This is a genomic window from Corynebacterium lipophilum (assembly GCF_024102595.1).
In the GTDB taxonomy this organism is placed as follows: Bacteria; Actinomycetota; Actinomycetes; order Mycobacteriales; family Mycobacteriaceae; genus Corynebacterium; species Corynebacterium pseudogenitalium.
In genome coordinates this window covers 36647-53915 of the sequence record NZ_JAEUWV010000003.1, presented here as the reverse complement: position 1 = coordinate 53915, position 17269 = coordinate 36647, and the positions used below count along the sequence as shown (strand labels likewise).

15 protein-coding genes are annotated in these 17269 nt (G+C 58.6%); 9 read left to right on the top strand and 6 right to left on the bottom strand.

Translation table 11 applies throughout. From position 1 onward, the window contains the following. Positions 1-9 precede the first annotated feature (9 nt). Positions 10-873 (top strand): methyltransferase domain-containing protein, encoded by an 864-nt coding sequence (locus JMN37_RS03610; RefSeq protein ID WP_070362680.1) that lies wholly within the window; start codon positions 10-12, stop codon positions 871-873. 21 nt (positions 874-894) lie between these two features. On the opposite strand, the gene JMN37_RS03605 is transcribed toward JMN37_RS03610, so the two are convergent. Together JMN37_RS03605 and glgA are read right to left on the bottom strand one after the other, a co-directional pair. Further along, the gene (locus tag JMN37_RS03605; RefSeq protein WP_070479446.1) at positions 895-2283 is read right to left on the bottom strand and encodes a GH32 C-terminal domain-containing protein; all 1389 of its coding nucleotides are present in this window, start codon (positions 2281-2283) and stop codon (positions 895-897) included. A 24-nt stretch (positions 2284-2307) separates the two neighbouring features. Continuing rightward, a complete protein-coding gene (gene glgA / locus JMN37_RS03600; protein ID WP_252931063.1) occupies positions 2308-3465 on the bottom strand; it encodes a glycogen synthase in 1158 nt (385 codons plus the stop codon). 121 nt (positions 3466-3586) lie between these two features. Between glgA and glgC the strand changes: the two genes are divergently transcribed. Further along, entirely contained in the window at positions 3587-4810 is a 1224-nt protein-coding gene (gene glgC, locus JMN37_RS03595; RefSeq protein WP_252931062.1) for a glucose-1-phosphate adenylyltransferase, read from the top strand. A gap of 72 nt (positions 4811-4882) precedes the next feature. Here the strand turns inward: glgC and JMN37_RS03590 are convergent, their stop codons facing one another. After that, positions 4883-5575, bottom strand: a complete 693-nt coding sequence (locus JMN37_RS03590; protein ID WP_252931158.1) for an O-methyltransferase — start codon at positions 5573-5575, stop codon at positions 4883-4885. Positions 5576-5676: 101 nt separating this feature from the next. On the opposite strand from JMN37_RS03590, the gene sigE reads away from it, so the two are divergent. Genes sigE through tatB form a run of 3 tightly spaced genes read left to right on the top strand, consistent with a single transcriptional unit; the run spans position 5677 to position 7117 of the window. Further along, on the top strand, positions 5677-6300 hold the full coding sequence (sigE, locus tag JMN37_RS03585; RefSeq protein ID WP_252931061.1) for an RNA polymerase sigma factor SigE: 624 nt from the start codon (positions 5677-5679) through the stop codon (positions 6298-6300). A gap of 45 nt (positions 6301-6345) precedes the next feature. After that, on the top strand, positions 6346-6687 hold the full coding sequence (locus tag JMN37_RS11375) for a zf-HC2 domain-containing protein (RefSeq protein WP_305883252.1): 342 nt from the start codon (positions 6346-6348) through the stop codon (positions 6685-6687). 10 nt (positions 6688-6697) lie between these two features. Then, positions 6698-7117 (top strand): Sec-independent protein translocase protein TatB, encoded by a 420-nt coding sequence (gene tatB / locus JMN37_RS03575; protein WP_252931059.1) that lies wholly within the window; start codon positions 6698-6700, stop codon positions 7115-7117. An 11-nt stretch (positions 7118-7128) separates the two neighbouring features. On the opposite strand, the gene JMN37_RS03570 is transcribed toward tatB, so the two are convergent. Further along, positions 7129-8277: an Mrp/NBP35 family ATP-binding protein gene (locus tag JMN37_RS03570; RefSeq protein ID WP_252931057.1), complete on the bottom strand. Its 1149-nt coding sequence runs from the start codon at positions 8275-8277 to the stop codon at positions 7129-7131. Positions 8278-8337: 60 nt separating this feature from the next. Here JMN37_RS03570 and JMN37_RS03565 point away from each other — a divergent pair, with 60 nt between their 5' ends. Together JMN37_RS03565 and JMN37_RS03560 are read left to right on the top strand one after the other, a co-directional pair. After that, complete coding sequence (locus tag JMN37_RS03565) at positions 8338-8889, top strand: YflT domain-containing protein (protein WP_252931056.1); 552 nt, start codon at positions 8338-8340, stop codon at positions 8887-8889. A gap of 50 nt (positions 8890-8939) precedes the next feature. Next, on the top strand, positions 8940-9683 hold the full coding sequence (locus JMN37_RS03560) for a type 2 periplasmic-binding domain-containing protein (RefSeq protein ID WP_252931055.1): 744 nt from the start codon (positions 8940-8942) through the stop codon (positions 9681-9683). Between the two features lie 83 nt (positions 9684-9766). On the opposite strand, the gene JMN37_RS03555 is transcribed toward JMN37_RS03560, so the two are convergent. Together JMN37_RS03555 and JMN37_RS03550 are read right to left on the bottom strand one after the other, a co-directional pair. Continuing rightward, a complete protein-coding gene (locus JMN37_RS03555) occupies positions 9767-13480 on the bottom strand; it encodes a multifunctional oxoglutarate decarboxylase/oxoglutarate dehydrogenase thiamine pyrophosphate-binding subunit/dihydrolipoyllysine-residue succinyltransferase subunit (protein WP_252931053.1) in 3714 nt (1237 codons plus the stop codon). A gap of 560 nt (positions 13481-14040) precedes the next feature. Continuing rightward, positions 14041-14940: a hypothetical protein gene (locus JMN37_RS03550; protein WP_070479458.1), complete on the bottom strand. Its 900-nt coding sequence runs from the start codon at positions 14938-14940 to the stop codon at positions 14041-14043. A gap of 102 nt (positions 14941-15042) precedes the next feature. Here JMN37_RS03550 and JMN37_RS03545 point away from each other — a divergent pair, with 102 nt between their 5' ends. Further along, complete coding sequence (locus JMN37_RS03545; RefSeq protein WP_070479460.1) at positions 15043-16608, top strand: carboxylesterase/lipase family protein; 1566 nt, start codon at positions 15043-15045, stop codon at positions 16606-16608. A 54-nt stretch (positions 16609-16662) separates the two neighbouring features. After that, positions 16663-17262: a hypothetical protein gene (locus tag JMN37_RS03540; RefSeq protein ID WP_252931052.1), complete on the top strand. Its 600-nt coding sequence runs from the start codon at positions 16663-16665 to the stop codon at positions 17260-17262. Positions 17263-17269 lie beyond the last annotated feature (7 nt).

Sequence of the window (17269 nt, the reverse complement as noted above, 5' to 3'; positions counted from 1 at the left end):
ATATCCAGCATGCTCAAAGACATAATTGATGTGCTGGCAGATCCTATAGACCTTACCCCTCTTTGTGGTGAAGAGGAGTTTTCACGCCTCGTTTCCGAAAGTGGCCACTCGTACGATGTGGCGAAGCAGGGCTACGTTACGCTGGCGAGCGGAAAAGGTCTGCAACATGTCGGTGACTCGTTGGAGATGGTCCTCTCCCGCGAGTCATTTTTGTCGCAGGGGCACTTCGCCCCGTTCGTTGAAGCGATGACGGAGCACGTAGAACACGTGCTTGACCTCAGCGCGCCTGAGGAAGACCACCCGGCGATCCTCGAGGTTGGCGCGGGGACCGGCTACTACCTGTCGCACACCCTGGACTCCGTGGTTGGCGCGCGCGGCGTCGGACTTGATATCTCGGTTCCAGCTGCGAAGTATCTTGCAAAGGCACATCCGCGAATCGGCTCGATTGTGGCCGATGTGTGGCAACAGCTTCCAATTGCGACCGGGAGCATCCACGCGATTACCGTGGTGTTTGCCCCGCGTAACCCAGCAGAATTCGCTCGCGTGCTTGCGGATGACGGCCAGGTTGTAGCGCTCATTGCGGATCAAGGCCACCTCGATGAGCTGCGTGAACCCCTCGGTATCTTAGGCGTCGAGCCCGGCAAGCTGGACCGCCTCGTCGAGCAGTCAGAGGGCCACCTGGAGCTGGCCGAAGACCCAAAGGAACTTGTCTTCCCGATGCGTTTGGACCGCGAATCTATCGCGGCCCAGGTCGGAATGAGCCCATCCGCCCGCCACATTGAGCGGGGCGAGTTGGCGCGTCGTCTTGACGCCCTGCCGGATCACATGACCGTAACCGCGCATGCACAGCTCGTGCGCCTGCGCAAGGCGTAAGCCGTTCCGCTCAGGAAGCACCTAGCGACTACGACGCCACTCGTTCAAGATGCTGGCGTCGCCCTTTGCGCGGGAGCGGATGCCGATGCATCCGTTCTCCGGCCAGATGCGCGAGGACATCACTACTGCACCGCCGTCGGCATAGACCTCGAGCGTCGAACCGTCCACGATAACCGTGATGGTATCTTCCTCGTCCTCGCCGATTTCGGCTTCCGCAACTTGGCCATCGAATCGATCGACGGTGAGCTTGTCGCCAGCATGGGTGACCCGAGCCGCGACCTCACCATTACCGTCGACAATCTCAGCGACGACACTGCCACCTGCGGAGATCTCGCATAGCGCAGTCCACAAATGGGCGCCGCGCGTCGTGCTCACCGCCTCGGGGAGCCCTGGCGCAGGTACTTGGTACAGGTGGCCATCCTGGAGTGTGACATAGCGTGGCAGTGTGAGCGTATTTGCCCAGCCTTCGGTTTCCCAGTTCGGCTCTTTCGTCGGGGACCCTTGGCGGCCAGAGGGCGTCATAAAGCCAAAGAGATAGGTGCCTTGGTAGCGCTGCGCCGGGTCCATCGCAACCGGGAGGTAGTTGGTGTTGCGGGGGCGAGTGAAATCGTGCCCGAAATCGAGCGCCTGTGCAGGTGTGGTTACCCGGAACGTGTTGTTCTCCAGCTTGCCGATGATGTAGGCCGAACGGTCTTTGCCACCGCGCTCAAGCGTGAAGAAGAAGACGTCGTAGATCTTGGAATCAACTTCATCGCGGAGCCTGCAAATACGTGGCGCTACCAGCGTCTCATCGAGGTCGATTCCGGGGTCGCCATCAAAAGTGAGAGGTCCTTCGAAGCGCCACTCAACGCCATCGATAGAGCGAAGCACGACTGGCTTCGGCGTATCGACGCTGCCCGTGATCGCCAGCATGAGCCAGCCATCGTGCTCCTCGCGCTCGTCATCTTTCCAGTCAGGAACGACGCAGGGCGAGCGGAAGTTGTTGTACTCAGGCGTGTCCTCGACGATATCGCCAAGTCGCTGCACGCCAGGTGTGGCGTTTGTATCTTCGAGGAGTTCATCGCACAGCCCTTCCAGCTCAGGCGCGTGGGCGAGCTGGATGGTGTTGCCAGCAGCAGTTGCTGAAGTGAAATACAGGTAGATGCCTTCCGGCGCACCAATTACGGCACCTGCTCGAACCGCGGATTCGCCACCGGCGGGGACAATGGCATCGTTGCATTCGACCCAGCTAAACGGGTCGCCGTCGCTGACGTTGTGGCCCCAGCGGCTCGGGGCTTCGGGTGTGGGGCGGTATTGGTAGAAAATATGCCAATTGTTTTCTCCTTCGCGCCCGTCGAAAATGACACCAGCTGGCCCCTCGAGGATGCCACTGTCTGCGGTGACGTGAAGTTCTGGTCGGAAAGTACTCATCGTTAAGTGGTGTTCACCCCTGCGTTATTTCGTGAGTTGTTCATAAATCTTGACGGTGTCTTGCGCAATTGTCTTCCACGAGAAGTCATTGCGGGCGCGCGTCAGGCCAGCTTGGCCCAGCCTTCGGGAGAGATCCTTGTCACCAGCCACCCGGTTGACTGCCTCGGCGAGATTGCGCTCGAAGGCTTCCGGCTGAGTTTTGTCGTAGTCAACGAGCACACCCGTCTCACCATCCACGACGACCTCCGGGATGCCACCCACGCGAGATGCCACAACAGCGGTTTCGCATGCCATGGCCTCCAAGTTCACGATGCCAAGCGGCTCGTAGATTGACGGGCACACAAAGACGTCGGCTGCGGAGTAGACCTCGCGGATCTTTTCTGCCGGCAACATGTCCTGTACCCAGAACACACCATCGCGCTCAGATTGCAGCTTTTCGACGAGCCCCTTCGTCTCTGCGGCGATCTCCGGTGTATCAGGCGCACCTGCGCACAGCACGAGCTGGACGCCTTCCTCAAAGTGCGACGCCGCCTTGAGGAGGTGCGCGACGCCCTTTTGGCGCGTGATTCGACCAACGAACGCGACGATCGGCTTCGCCGGGTCTACACCGAGGTCTGTCAGGACGGTTCCCTCGGTGGGATACCACTTTGCCGGATCGATGCCGTTGAGTACGACGTGAATCTTGTCCGCCGGGATGCTCGGGTACGCACGAAGGATGGCTTCTTTCATACCCGCGGAAACGGCAATGACTGCGTCCGCATTCTCGAAAGCGTTCTTCTCGCTCCACGAGGAAACGTTGTAGCCACCGCCGAGCTGCTCGCGCTTCCAAGGGCGGTCAGGCTCGAGAGAGTGCGCAGTGACAACGTGCGGAATGTCGTAGAGGAGGCCTGTGAGGTGGCCACCGAGCCCGGCGTACCACGTATGGGAGTGAGCCACGTCAACATTGTTGGCGGCGTGGGCGATCCGAAGGCCCGTCGATAAGGTCTTGATGGCACCGTTCGCGTTTTCAAGGGCAGGGTCAACCCCGTGGACGTAAACGTCCTTCATGTCGCGGGGAGTGCCCATGCAGTGAACATCGACGTCAACGATCTCCCGCATAAAGCGAGTGAGCTCTGTGACGTGGACTCCGGCTCCCCCGTAAATCTCGGGAGGATACTCTTTGGTCATCATTCCGACTCTCATACCGCCCGAGCATAGTGACGAATTCACGTCGGTGCAGGAAAGCAAAAACTGAAATGTAGCGCTGCCCACTTTAGGAGGCAAAAGGCTGCAAGGTCACGAAGTTTTCAATAGGCTCGGAAGCGTGAGAAGTCAGCCTAGAGTACTTGCAATTGTCCTTGCCGGTGGCGAAGGGAAGCGCCTGTTTCCGTTGACCGCCGACCGAGCCAAACCGGCCGTTCCTTTTGGAGGCAACTATCGATTAATTGATTTTGTTCTGTCGAACTTGGTCAACGCTGGGTACATGCGAATCGCAGTGTTGACACAGTACAAGTCGCACTCGCTGGACCGGCACGTGGCGACGGCTTGGAACGTATCGGGCCCGACTCCGCAGTACATCGCATCGGTGCCGGCGCAGCAACGCCGTGGCAAGCGCTGGTACAACGGCTCTGCAGACGCGATTGTGCAGTCACTCAACCTCATCTACGACGATAAGCCGGATTATGTGCTGGTCTTTGGCGCAGACCACGTCTACCGGATGGATCCTTCGCAGATGGTGGAGAACCACATCAAGTCAGGCAAGGCTGCAACGGTGGCCGGTATCCGCGTGCCTCGATCAGAAGCTACGGCGTTCGGCTGCATCCAGTCCGAAGAGGACGGCACCATCACCGAGTTTTTGGAGAAGCCCGCGGATCCACCAGGAACCCCGGACGATCCGGATATGACGTTCGCTTCGATGGGTAACTACGTATTCTCTACGGAACCGCTGATTCAAGCGCTGCTCGAGGACGAGCAGAACGAGGACTCTGATCACGATATGGGTGGCGACATCATCCCGTACTTCGTGCGCAAGGGCGAAGCAAACGTGTACGACTTCTCGCAGAACGAAGTACCCGGCGCGACAAAGCGCGACAAGGGATACTGGCGAGATGTCGGTACGATTGATTCTTTCTACGAGGCGCACATGGACCTCATCTCTTCGTACCCAGTGTTCAACTTGTACAACTCGACGTGGCCGATTCACTCCACAGAGGACGGCAACCTTCCACCAGCGAGGTTTGTCGTGGGCGGTATCGCACAGGAGTCGATGGTCGCGTCGGGATCAATCATCTCGGGCGCTACCGTACGCAATTCAGTGCTTTCCACGGATGTGCGTGTTGAGGAAGGCGCGACCGTTGAAGGTTCTGTGCTGATGCCAGGTGTGCGCATCGGTAAAGGGGCGGTGGTCCGCCACTGCATCCTCGATAAGAACGTCTATGTAGCTGACGGTGAAATTATTGGCGTCGACCTTGAAAAGGACCGCAAACGCTACACTGTTTCGGACAACGGCGTAGTGGTCGTCGGCAAAAATCAGGTGGTTCAGGAATAACTGACACTCATAGGCAAGGCCCGCTCGAAGCTCAGCGAAGTTCGAGCGGGCCTTGTTCGTGCGTACGTAGAGCTAGCGCTTCGTAATGATGGTCAGGCCACCGTCGAGAGGCAGGCGAGCTACGAGCGCTCCGTGGTCGGCGGCGAGGCTGCTCACGTACCTATCTGCCTCTCGTGCTGCCTCGGTTTCGCGGTCCCTGCGTGTCGAATCGCTGACGGTACCGTCCAGCAGAGAGTCGGCGAGAATCAGCGTGCCGCCCTCGCTGAGGAGCGGCCAGGCGGCATCAATAACCGCGGTGAACTCGATCGGCGAGACATCCGCGTAAACGAGGTGGTAGGCGTCGTTCGCAAGCCTGCCCATAACCTCAAGCGGGCGCGCGGTGAGGAAACGTGTGCGGGAGGTTGGGTACTCGGCGGCACGGAATGCCTCCTTTGCGCCGGTTTGTAGCGTGACCTCGGGTTCGATGCAGGTAAGCGATGCGCGCTCTGGAAGACCACGCAGCAAGTGGAGCCCGACGACGCCTGCAGCCGGAGTGATGGCGACTGCGCCTTGCGACTGACCATTTGGGCAGGCTGCAGCGAGCGTCGAAAGTAACGTGCCGACGATGACCGACGGCGCACGGACTCCGTTCTCCTGCGCTTCTACGCTGGCGTACTTCAACGCTTCGCGGAAAGCAGCAGGGAACGGCTGTTGCTCGGCATCAGTGAAAGACTGATGGATGTAATTTGTCAACTGATCAAAAGCGGTCGCACTCACAGCCAACATCATAACCAGAACTGTCCTCACAGCGTGTGCGCTACGCGCATGCAGTAACCTTTACGTTTTTCCGTTGGTGAATGGGATTTCAATCTGCCACAATATGAAGCATGCAACCTGATGATGCTGCCGCCCAACATGATTCCGTCGCGCCCGAAGATTTGCGCGGTACGGCTGCATTTGATGCTGGGGTGGGGGCGATGCCTTCGTGGGCTGAGCTCGTCGCAGAGCACGCCGACAGTGTGTATCGTCTTGCGTACCGTCTTTCAGGTAACCAGCACGACGCGGAAGATCTTACGCAAGAAACCTTCATCCGCGTGTTCCGTAACTTAAAGAGTTACCAACCGGGTGCGTTCGGTGGCTGGCTTCATCGGATTACAACGAATCTGTTCCTTGATATGGTGCGTCACCGGGCGAAGATCCGGATGGAAGCACTCCCGGAAGACTATGAGCGCGTTCCCGGCACTGATATGACTCCGGAGCAGGCGTATAACGTCGCGCACCTCGATCCTGCCCTGCAGCACGCACTCGATGAATTGAGTCCGGACTTCCGCGTTGCCGTGGTGCTTTGCGATGTCGTCGGTATGACGTACGAAGAAATCGCTGAGACGCTTGGAGTCAAGATGGGTACCGTCCGTTCACGCATCCATCGCGGTAGAACTCAGCTGCGTGAATCGCTCGAGGAGCAGGCGCGGCATGACATCGCCACCGAAGAGTTAATTCGACTACGCTAGGGCGCGAGATAGTGGTTGACTACGGATGCGAAAGGAGCGTTACCGATGCGAGCGTTTTGTTCCACTGAGCATTTGAACCCTGAAGCAATTGCAGCTTTCGCAGACGGTGAACTTTCGCGCTCTGCAAGCCGTCGCGCTATGAAACATATGTTGGAGTGCCCAGAGTGCTTCCAAGATGTTCTTGTGCAGCGGCGAGCGTCCGCACGTGTAAAGGCCTGCAAGGATGACGACCTGCGAGCCCCAGATTCGCTGGTGGCGAAGCTCAGCGGTCTGTGCCACGAGATGCAACCTGCCGAGCCTTGCGGTGAAGATGCTCATCACAAGGAACGATCACCGATTGTGGCCGCCGTTGACGCCACGCTTCGGGCGCTGCAGCACCGAGAGTAGGATGTGATCCGTGTTTTCCAGTATTGGCTGGGGTGAAGTCTTTTTCATCCTGATCATCGGCCTCATTGTGATTGGTCCGGAGCGGCTCCCAAGCGTTATCGAGGATGTCCGCGCAGCCATTTACGCTGCGCGCAAGGCGATCAACAACGCGAAGCGGGAGCTCAACGGTGAGCTCGAGGAGTTTGAGGAGCTACGCAAGCCACTGGATACGGTGTCGCAGTACGCGTCGATGGGGCCAAAGCGCGCGATGGCGAAGTTTTTCTTCGAAGATGACGAGGAATTTCTCGAAAGTTTTGATCCGCGCAAAATGATGGAAGACGATGCGCCTCTGGCTCGCCAACCATCAAAGCCACAGTCCCGGGCAAAGAAAGGGCCGGAGGACGGGGGACAGCCCAGTGGAGGGGGATTCTCCTGGGCTGACGTTACCTAGTTCCCACCGATCTATTCGTCAGTGTGCTTCACACCAAGGTTGAGGGACTTGCCAGCAAGTGAGTTACGGCGAATCTTCAGCTTGGTGACGATCTCCTGGATCGCCGCAGCGGCAGGGGAGTCTGGTTCTGCTGTGACGACAGGGGTTCCGGTGTCACCGTTTTCTCGTAGCTTCGGATCCAACGGGATGGAACCTAGCAGCGGCACGTCACTATCTGTGAGCGCGGTCAGGCGCTCCGCAACCTGCTGGCCACCACCTTCACCAAAGATATTCATGACGGAGCCGTCAGGCATGACCATCCCGGCCATGTTCTCGATGACGCCAGCAATTCGCTGCTCAGTCTGCTGAGAAATTGTGCCGGCACGCTCAGCGACCTCAGCTGCGGCTGCTTGCGGAGTGGTAACAATGAGCAGTTCGGCATTTGGAATCAGTTGCGCCACTGTGATCGCCACATCGCCGGTCCCCGGTGGAAGGTCAAGGAAGAGTACGTCAAGATCGCCCCAGTACACATCAGACAGGAACTGTTGGATTGCGCGGGTGAGCATCGGTCCACGCCACACCACAGGGGCATTGCCCTCCACAAATTGCCCCACAGAGATGTGGCGGACGCCGTGTGCGATCGGCGGCATGATCATGTCTTCGACCACAGTCGGCCCCATGTCGGAAGAGCCGAGGAGACCAGGGACGGAGTGTCCGTAAATGTCGGCGTCGACAATTCCGACGCTGAGGCCCTGTGCTGCCATTGCAGTGGCCAAGTTCACTGTCATCGAGGACTTGCCGACGCCACCTTTGCCTGAAGCTACCGCGAACACCCGGGTGTGCGACGACGGGTCAGCGAAAGGGATGTCGGGCCCGGGCTGCTGTGCACGCAGCTTCGAAGCCATTTCGCGACGCTGCTCCGCGCTCATAGTGTGAAGCGTGACTGTCACGTTCTCCACGCCGTCGATTTCCTCTACGACTGCGCGGACGTTGCCCTCGATGGTGTCACGCATCGGACAGCCGGCGATGGTGAGGTAAATGCCGACGGTGACGTTGGGGCCGTCGATACGTACGGACTCCACCATCCCGAGTTCGGTAATGGGTTTTCCAATTTCGGGATCGTCAACGCGAGCAAGCGCTTCGCGGACCTGGGATTCTGAAATGAGTTCTGCGTTTGCCATAACGGGCTTCAGTATAGTCAGAGAAGCTGGATGTTCATACGAGCAGAGGAGTGACAACGAATGGCCCAACTCAGCAACAACCGCCTGGTAGCGCGCGAAGTGCCAACAGGGTGGCCGGTAGGCAGTTTTAATACCTACCAGGAGGCGCAAGAAGCTGTTGACACGCTGTCGGACAAGGAATTTCCGGTAGAGAAGCTCACAATTGTCGGTGTGGACTTGATGCAGGTTGAGAGTATTACGGGCCGCCTCACGTGGGGAAAGGTACTTGGTGGCGGCGCACTATCGGGCCTGTGGATGGGCATGTTCATCGGCATCATTTTCTCGCTGTTCGCGGAAGAAGGTGGGTGGGGCATCTTCGCCTCGTGCGTCGCGATGGGTGGCGTGTTCGGAGCAATTTTCGCAGCTATCGCTTACGCGTTTACCGGTGGCAAGCGTGACTTCGCCTCAGCGACAAGCATCGTCGCGCGCCGATACGATGTGCTGTGTGCACCTGACGCTGCGCGTCGAGCCCGCGACATGATCGCCGCAATGCGCCCACAGCGCGACACTGGACGGCCAACTGAGCCGTCGTCCACCGATAGCGACGCCTCCGAAGACAACGCAGCGCGCTAGACTAGCTCTGTTTTCCAGGCTCGTCTGAGCACACTACGAAGAAGGTATTTATGGTGTCCCTGCGTCCTCTCCGTACACTGATTGCTGCGGCACTGGCAACGAGCCTTGTCGGCGGGTTGACTGGCTGCACAGATGACTCGCTTTCACCGGTGAAGTTTGTCAACGGCGAATCCCGCGGCAACATCGTCAAAATCGGGATTGATACCTCAGAACCTGAACAGGTAGTGCTGGGGGAGATCTACTACGAGATCATTACAGCGATGGGGCACCCTGCCGGAGTAGTCCCGTTCAATGACGTCTACTCCCGAAATGCAGCCGAACTGCTGCAAGAAGAAGACGTCGATATGGTCGTTGCGTGCTCTGGTGTTCTGTTGCAAGCGCTAGACGCACACGGAGCGAAGGAGCTCGACAACGATATAGCGCACGATCGTCTCGACGGTGCGGATCCGTCAGAAGCGACGTTCGCTCTTCTTGCGGGTGCGTTGCCCGGCAACATCCAATCGGTTGACCCTTCCCCTGCGCAGGGCTGTGCGTCGCACGTGGAGCTCGAGCACCTTCCTAACAGCGTCATCCCGCTGTTCTACAAATCAAAGTTTGCGCGCAAGGAAGTCAGGCGCATCAACGCAATGACGCGCGTGCTCAGCACAGCGCAGTTGGAAGAGATGAGCGAGGAAGTCGAGCAGGGCAAAGAACCCCGCGCTGTTACTGCGGATTGGCTCCGTGAATACGCCAGCATCAACGTTGAAAACCCCGATGCCAACGGCGGGGAAGCCGAAGCGACAACTACTCCGTAGGCGCAAGCCAAATGAGTGAATCCGCAACAGGGAAGCGCCCCAACCGCAGTAAGCGGTTGGGGCGCCATTGTGCGTAGCGCTAGTTACTTCGCAAACGCCTCATCCAGCAGAGTCTTCTCCTCTTCCTGGTGGACCTTCGCCACGCCGGTTGCAGTGGTCGACTGCGCACGGCGAGAGACGCGGACCATTTCAGGCATGTCCGGAATCAGTGTGCGCAGGTGCTCGTTGTAGAACGGCCATGCGCCCTGATTAGCAGGCTCATCCTGAACCCAGCGAATTTCCTTCGCGTTCGGGTAGTTCTTGAACGCATCCCGAATGCGGTTGAATGGAATCGGGTGCAGCATCTCGATACGGATGATGGCGACATCGTCGCGCTTATCCTTCTTACGACGCTTCTCCAGTTCGTAGTAGATCTTGCCGGAACACAGCAAGATCGTGGTGACCTTGTCGTGATCGGCGCCGTCAACCTTGACGTTGCCACGCTGTACGAACTCGGGGTCGTCGATAACTGACTGGAACTTGTCCACCTCGATGAAGTCTGCAGGTTGCGAGACCGCCGCCTTGTTACGCAGCATCGACTTCGGGGTGAAGACGACGAGCGGGCGCTTCATCTCGCCGAGCGCCTGACGGCGCAGCAGGTGGAAGTGGTTTGCCGGGGTAGAAGGCTGGGCAATCGTCATCGAGCCCTCGGCGACCAGCTGGAGGAAGCGCTCGATACGGGCGGAGGAGTGGTCCGGGCCCTGGCCTTCGTAGCCGTGTGGCAGGAGGGCAATCATACTGGAGAGCTCGCCCCACTTGGTCTCGCTGGAGGACAAGTACTCGTCGATGATGGTCTGCGCGCCATTGGCGAAGTCGCCGAACTGCGCCTCCCATGCGACCACAGCGTCCTTGTTGCCAAGGGTGTAGCCGTACTCGAAGCCCATACCTGCATATTCGGTCAGTGCAGAGTTGAACACCTCGAAGCGTCCGCCGTTGTCTTGTTCTTCCGCGTTTGCGTCGAGTGGGTTGTACGGAGTGCCGTTATTCGGGTCGTAGAGCACCGCGTGGCGTTGCGTGAACGTACCGCGCTGTGAGTCCTCACCTGCAAGGCGGACAAACTTACCCTGCTCTGCAAGGGAACCAAAAGCGAGTAGCTCGCCCCAGCCCCAGTCGATGTCGCCGTTTTCGAAGGAACCACCGCGCTTCTTGAGCACGTTGTTCAGGCGCTTGTTCGGCTCGAATTCCTCAGGCAGCTTGCCGTACGAATCCGCAAGGCGCTTGAACGTGTCCTCGCTGATCGAGGTATCCAGGCCACGAGTGAGCTTCTGCGAGTCCGTGATGCCGGTCTGCTCGCTTGGCTTGCCCTCAGCGGACTTGACGTCGGAGAAGACTGCGTCAAGCTGATCGTGGAAGTCCTGTGCCGCGATCTTGGCTTCTTCCTGCGTGAGGTCGCCACGGCCGATGAGGTCCTTGGTGTAGCGGGTACGCACCGAGTCGTGGGAGTGGATGCGGTCGTACATCACTGGCTGCGTCACGGTCGGGTCGTCTGCCTCGTTGTGACCGCGCAGACGGTAGCAGATGAGGTCGATGAAGACGTCCTTGCCGAAAGCGCGGCGGTATTCGGTTGCCAGGTGCGCAACCCAGGCGGCTGCCTCCGGGTCGTCGCCGTTGACGTGGAACACCGGGCAGTTGAAGCCCTTGGCCAGGTCGGTGGCGTAGTAGGAGGAGCGGCCAGAGTCAGGGGTAGTGGTGAAACCAATCTGGTTGTTCACAACGATGTGGACGGTGCCACCAACGGAGTAGCCAGGGAGGCGAGACAGGTTCAGTGTCTCCTGCACGATGCCGAGGCCAGCGAATGCGGCGTCGCCGTGCAGCATAATCGGAACCACTGGATTGTCGTCGCGAACACCGTTTTCACGCAGCGTGTCCGCCTTTGCGCGGGCAATACCGACGAGCACTGGGTCAACAGCCTCGAGGTGTGACGGGTTCGCAGCCAGCGAGACCTTGATCTCGCCGTCGCCGAACATCTGGATGTGCTTGCCCTCGAAGCCGAGGTGGTACTTCACGTCGCCGGAGCCACCTTGCTGTGCGGACTGCATGTTGCCCTCGAACTCGTTGAAGATCGTAGCGACAGGCTTGCCCACGATGTTAAACAGCACGTTCAGGCGACCACGGTGCGGCATGCCGATGACAGCTTCGTCGAGGCCTTGGCCAGCGGCGGTATCAATCACCGCGTCCATCAATGGGATGAGTGTTTCCGCACCCTCGAGGGAGAAGCGCTTCTGGCCGAGGTACTTCGTCTGGAGGAAGTTCTCAAATGCTTCAGCAGCATTGAGCTTCTGCAGGATGTACTTCTGCTCAGCATTCGTCGGCTTCGGCATGCCAGCCTCGATGCGCTCGAGTAGCCACTCACGCTCATCGCGGTCGAGAATATGGGTGTATTCAGCACCGACGTGCAGGGTGTAGGCCGCACGTAGGCGACTAAGCACCTCGCGCAACGTCATTGTTTCCTTGCCCCCGAAACCACCGACGTGGAACGTGCGGTCGAGGTCCCACAGCGTCAGGCCGTGGGTTTCCATCAGCAGGTCACGGGAGTCCGGTTGCTGCAGGCCCGGCTGGCGCCAACGAAGCGGGTTCGTGTCAGCAATGAGGTGGCCGCGGGAGCGGTACGCCTCGATGAGCTGCATGACACGGGTGTCCTTGTTCACGCCGGAATTCGGCAGGTCCTTCGCCCAGCGCATCGGGAGGAACGGGATCTCGAGGGACTCGAAGATGGAATCCCAGAACTTATCGTCGACGAGGAGCTGCGAAATATCGCGCAGGAACTCGCCAGACTCTGCACCCTGGATGACGCGGTGGTCATAGGTGGAGGTCAGTGTCACAAGCTTGCCGACGCCCAGCTCCGCCAAACGGTCCTCGCTGGCACCTGCAAACTCTGCAGGGTAGTCCATTGCGCCGACACCAACGATGGTGCCCTGGCCCTTTGTCAGACGCGGAATCGAGTGGCGGGTACCGATGCCACCTGGGTTGGTCAGCTGAATGGTTACGCCAGAGAAGTCGTCCATCGTGAGCTTGCCGTCGCGCGCGCGACGCACAATGTCTTCGTAGCTTTCGACGAACTCCGCAAACGACTTGTTCTCGCACTCCTTAATCGCAGCGACGACCAGGGAGCGGGACCCGTCTTTCTGCGGCAGGTCGATTGCTAGACCCAGGTTGATGTGCTCAGGCTGAACTGCGAAGGACTTCTTGCCGTCCTCCTTGTAGTTCTTATTCATGTCCGGGTGGAGCTTGGTGGACTGAATGATTGCGTAGCCAAGGATATGCGTGAACGAAACCTTGCCGCCGCGAGTGCGCTTGAGGTGCTCATTGATCAACGTGCGGTTTTCAAACATGAGCTTGACCGGCATATCGCGCACGGTGGTGGCGGTTGGCACCTCGAGCGATTCGTTCATGTTCTTCGCGATAGCGCGGAACGCACCCTTGAGCTGTTCCTCGCCTGGAGTGACCTTGACACTATCGAGCTTGTCCAACGGGGAAGCGGTCGGCTTCTTGGTGCGCTTTGGAGCTGCTTCGGCGGCTGCGCGGTCTACCTGGGTTTGACGGCCGTCCTGGGTAGGAGCGCTCGTGGAGCTGGTGACGCTCGTCGCAGTCTTCGAGGAACCTTTTGGCGCCGGGGTGTTTGTCACCGTCGGCGGGGTGCCCTTCTTCTTGAAAAGATCGCGCCACTCCGCGTCAACGGAGTTGGGATCCTGTTTGTACTGCTGGAACATCTCCTCAACCAGCCAGTCGTTCTGGCCGAACGTATCTTCGCTGCTCACGGCAGGTGCTCGCCTCTCTTCTTGGGTTGTATGTAACTTTTCAACGACTTTAATTGTCTGGGATTAGGTAGTGCTACCTTACATTCCCGAAAAGCCCTCGTACTTGTGAGATCTACCCCCTTTAGCGGTTGATACACCACAAATGGGCATATCTTCCGTTTTGAGTGAGAAGGGTCTCATGAGAACCGTTATCAATGATACGTCCTCATTCGACAACAAGTATTTGAACGGTTGCTTGCTCGTGATTGATTGATTTCGAACTCTTGAAGAGGTGGGGCGGGCACGTCGACTTTGGCCTGGTGCGTGGGGAAGTGCAGAGTGGGCGTCGAGCAGTATTCACGGTGGCAGCTGTCGAGAAGCGCTCGTGTGCAGTCTCGGGGGGACCAAGAAGGTGGGGCCAAAGCAGGCTCGCGTATTTGAGGGGGCGCTGTGTTTCGGCGGCGGTGCAGGGTGTGGATCTCCAACTAAAGCAGAGGTGCTACCGGGGGTAGGCGAAAGATGGAAGTGCGTGATTCCCGCCTCAGTTTTGGGGGAGGCGGGAATGAACTTCGGAGCCGAAGCTATTTGGTAATTTCTTGCTGATTGGTGTCGCGTACTTTGTCGTCGTCACCAAAGAGTCGGAGTACCCAGCGCAGAAGGTTCTTTGGATTCGCACTGAGGCCAGCCTCCTCCTGGTCAGGCTTTTCCGGAAGAGGGCTCAAGAATTGGGAGGGAGGAGTGCCGAGGGCGACGGCGATGTTATCCATCAGGTGGTCGGCAAGCTTGCGGTTGGCGGCGGTGCCCGCGATCGCGCCGAGCCCCAGAGGCAGCATCTTGCCAATCCATGCTCGGCGGAACCGCTTCGTAAACGACTTCATGGCCACACGAGACAGGATGCCATTGACTTCGGCGAGGCCCGGGCCAGCAAAGCGCGTCAGGACATTTTTCGACGCCAACTCCCTCGGCCGAGCTCGGTCCGCGCCGAGCAGCGTGTCAACAATCGCAACGCCCTGGGCGCCCATCATGACCGTGAGCACGCCTGCGCGTCGGCGCTCTTTGTCTTCGATATTGACGTCGCGCAAGTACATGGAGGAGAGGGTGTAAAACGCGGCAAGGTCTAAGAAGACTACCGATTCGCCAGCAACGGCTGCTGCGCCGGTGACGAGCCCTACGCCAGGAACCGCGGCTGCTGCGCCCACGCCTGCACCTGTTGCGGAGACTACGTTTTTAAAATGCTTGTCCATCGTGTGCTGGATTTCCGCAGGACTTTGCTCCGGGTGTTGACGGCGAAGCCAGTTCACGTAAGCCCGAATGGCACCGGACTGAAGATGGACAGCCTTATCTACTGCTGCGATAAACGCTCGGCCTGCTGGGCCTGCTTCCTCCTCGAGGGAGCTTAAGTCTTCAGCACGGGCGTCTTCAATAATTTCGACTACAGGTTCGTCGTCTTCGTGCTTGTCTTTGCGGAACTTTTCTAACATGCTGTGTGTTTTTCTCCTTATTAATTATTGGTACGAGCGTTCATCGTACCCGCCTTAGAAACTCCACGAGAATAGACAGAATTCCGGGCTAGGCTAAAAGGCATGCATCTCAACAGCAACAATCCGCAGGAGCACCTCCAGGTGCAGACCACCTCGGGAATCGTTGCTGGCACTATTGATCCACAAACCGGGGTTCGCACTTGGCGCGGGGTACCCTACGGTGCAGATATGGGCGGTGAGAACCGATTTCGGGCCCCACAGCCTGCGCCTTCGTGGTCAGGTGTGCGCACCACAACCAACTATCGGCCACCTGCGATGCAGACGAATTTCGGGTGGAAAGACACAGTAATCGGCACCGAGGACTGCCTACACGCAGACATCGTTCGGCCTGATACGGACGACGTACTCCCCGTCGTCATCTATTTTCACGGTGGATCGTTCGTAAGCGGATCGAGTCATGAGAAAGTACTCCAGGGGCACTTTCTGGCTAATGCCACCGATATCGTCTATGTCTCCTTAAACTTTCGCCTCGGGGTGCTTGGGTACTTGGATCTGCGCAGTATCGGCGAGGACTGCGCTGCCAACCCCGCCATTTTGGACCAGATCCTCGCGCTGCAGTGGGTACACGAAAACATCGCGGCCTTCGGAGGGGATCCGAACAACGTAACCATCATGGGCGAGTCAGCCGGGGCAGCTTCAGTAATCCATATGATGTGCGCCCCGGCGGCTCGGGGGTTGTTCCACCGGGCAATCGCCCAGTCCACTCCGCTTTCTTCCGTGCATACGAAGGCACAAGCCGCGATGTGGACGTCGACACTTCTTGACGGCATGGGGCTATCGCGACTATCTACCCTCGAGCACCTCCGGGAGGTACCTGCCGAGGAACTGGTTAGAGTGGGGCAGTCCATGCTGTTTACTGGCCGCGAGCTGCGCGAACTGAATTTGAGCTTCATGCCGACGGTCGATGGCACCACGCTACCAGCTCACCCGCTGGACATGTTCCGCGCCGGGCAACAGGCGCCGGTGCCGTTGATCATCGGGACCAATGCGGATGAGGCCAGCTTTGCAAAGGCGCTGTATCAGCGGACGAAAGCCCGTCAGCGTGCAGCACGCCGCTTGCTCGAGGCGTATGACGCGAAGAACGCGACAGCGGTCATCCAGGCGTATAGCGACGTGAGCCAGCGAACGGACTTCGCCGAGTTTCTCGCTGACGCCGTGTTTTGGGGACCGTCGGTGATCGCTGCAGGGGAGCACCGTAAGGTGGCTCCGACTTGGATGTACCGCTTTGAATACGCATCGGCGACAATGCGGCGGCTCGGGTTGGGAGCAATGCACACAGCCGACCTGATGGCGGTGTTTGGCGATAGGGAAGGTACACGCTCATCGAAGATCGACCGGTTTGGCTCCACCGTTGCGTTTGAAGCAGTAGTTGAAGTGATGCAGCGCAACTGGGGGTCGTTCTTTCATACCGGCGAACCAGGGCCGAACTGGCCCCGCTACGATTTTCGTGGCGACGACCACCCCGGGCGCGCGACCGCGATCATCAACGAACATCCGTCAATCGTGTACGACCCAAAACGTCACAAACGCCGGGCATGGGAGGCTTTTGATATGCGTAGCTGGCAGGGCCGCGAAGCGTGGATGCGCATCATGGGGCCAGAACAGTAGGCTTGGCATCGTCCGCCGGTGACAACCACGATGAGGAAGAGTAGAGGATTCTTCGTGAGCTTTTTAGAAGACATTGCCGCGGCTCTAGACCGTGAAGGTATTGAGTCTCGTGTGCACGATGACACGATGTTTGTTCCTATCACCCCCGAGATTGAGATCCAGTTCGTTGTTATCGACGAGCAACTGCCAGCGGCGAACGTGTATATCGCGGCTGCTGACGTTGATGAAGACGATGAGGACTTTGAAGCAGCATTAGTCGCAGTCATTTTTTCTGCCGAAGATGCTGTGTCTGCTGTCGCTGAGCACATAGCCACTGACGAGGTGGTTACCGTGTTCCGCAGCCTGCTCGAGGCTGCAGATGAACGTATCGCCGGGCTTGAATTCTTTCCGGACGCCGAAAACCATCAACTCGTCTTCGCAGAAGTTGGTACAGAGGCTGAAGTCCACGTGGAGGTCGAAGTTATCGACGCCACAGCCACTGCCCACGTGCAGTTCGTGGTTCCTGGAGACGATGAGGAAGCAGATTCCGAAGAACTTGACTTGGGAAGCTTCACCGACATCGACAGGCTTTTCGATGTCTTGAATCTGGTAGCTGACCAGGCTGAAGACTGGGAGAGCCAGATGCTTCCGCTTGACGACGAACCAGGGCAGTAGCCAGCCG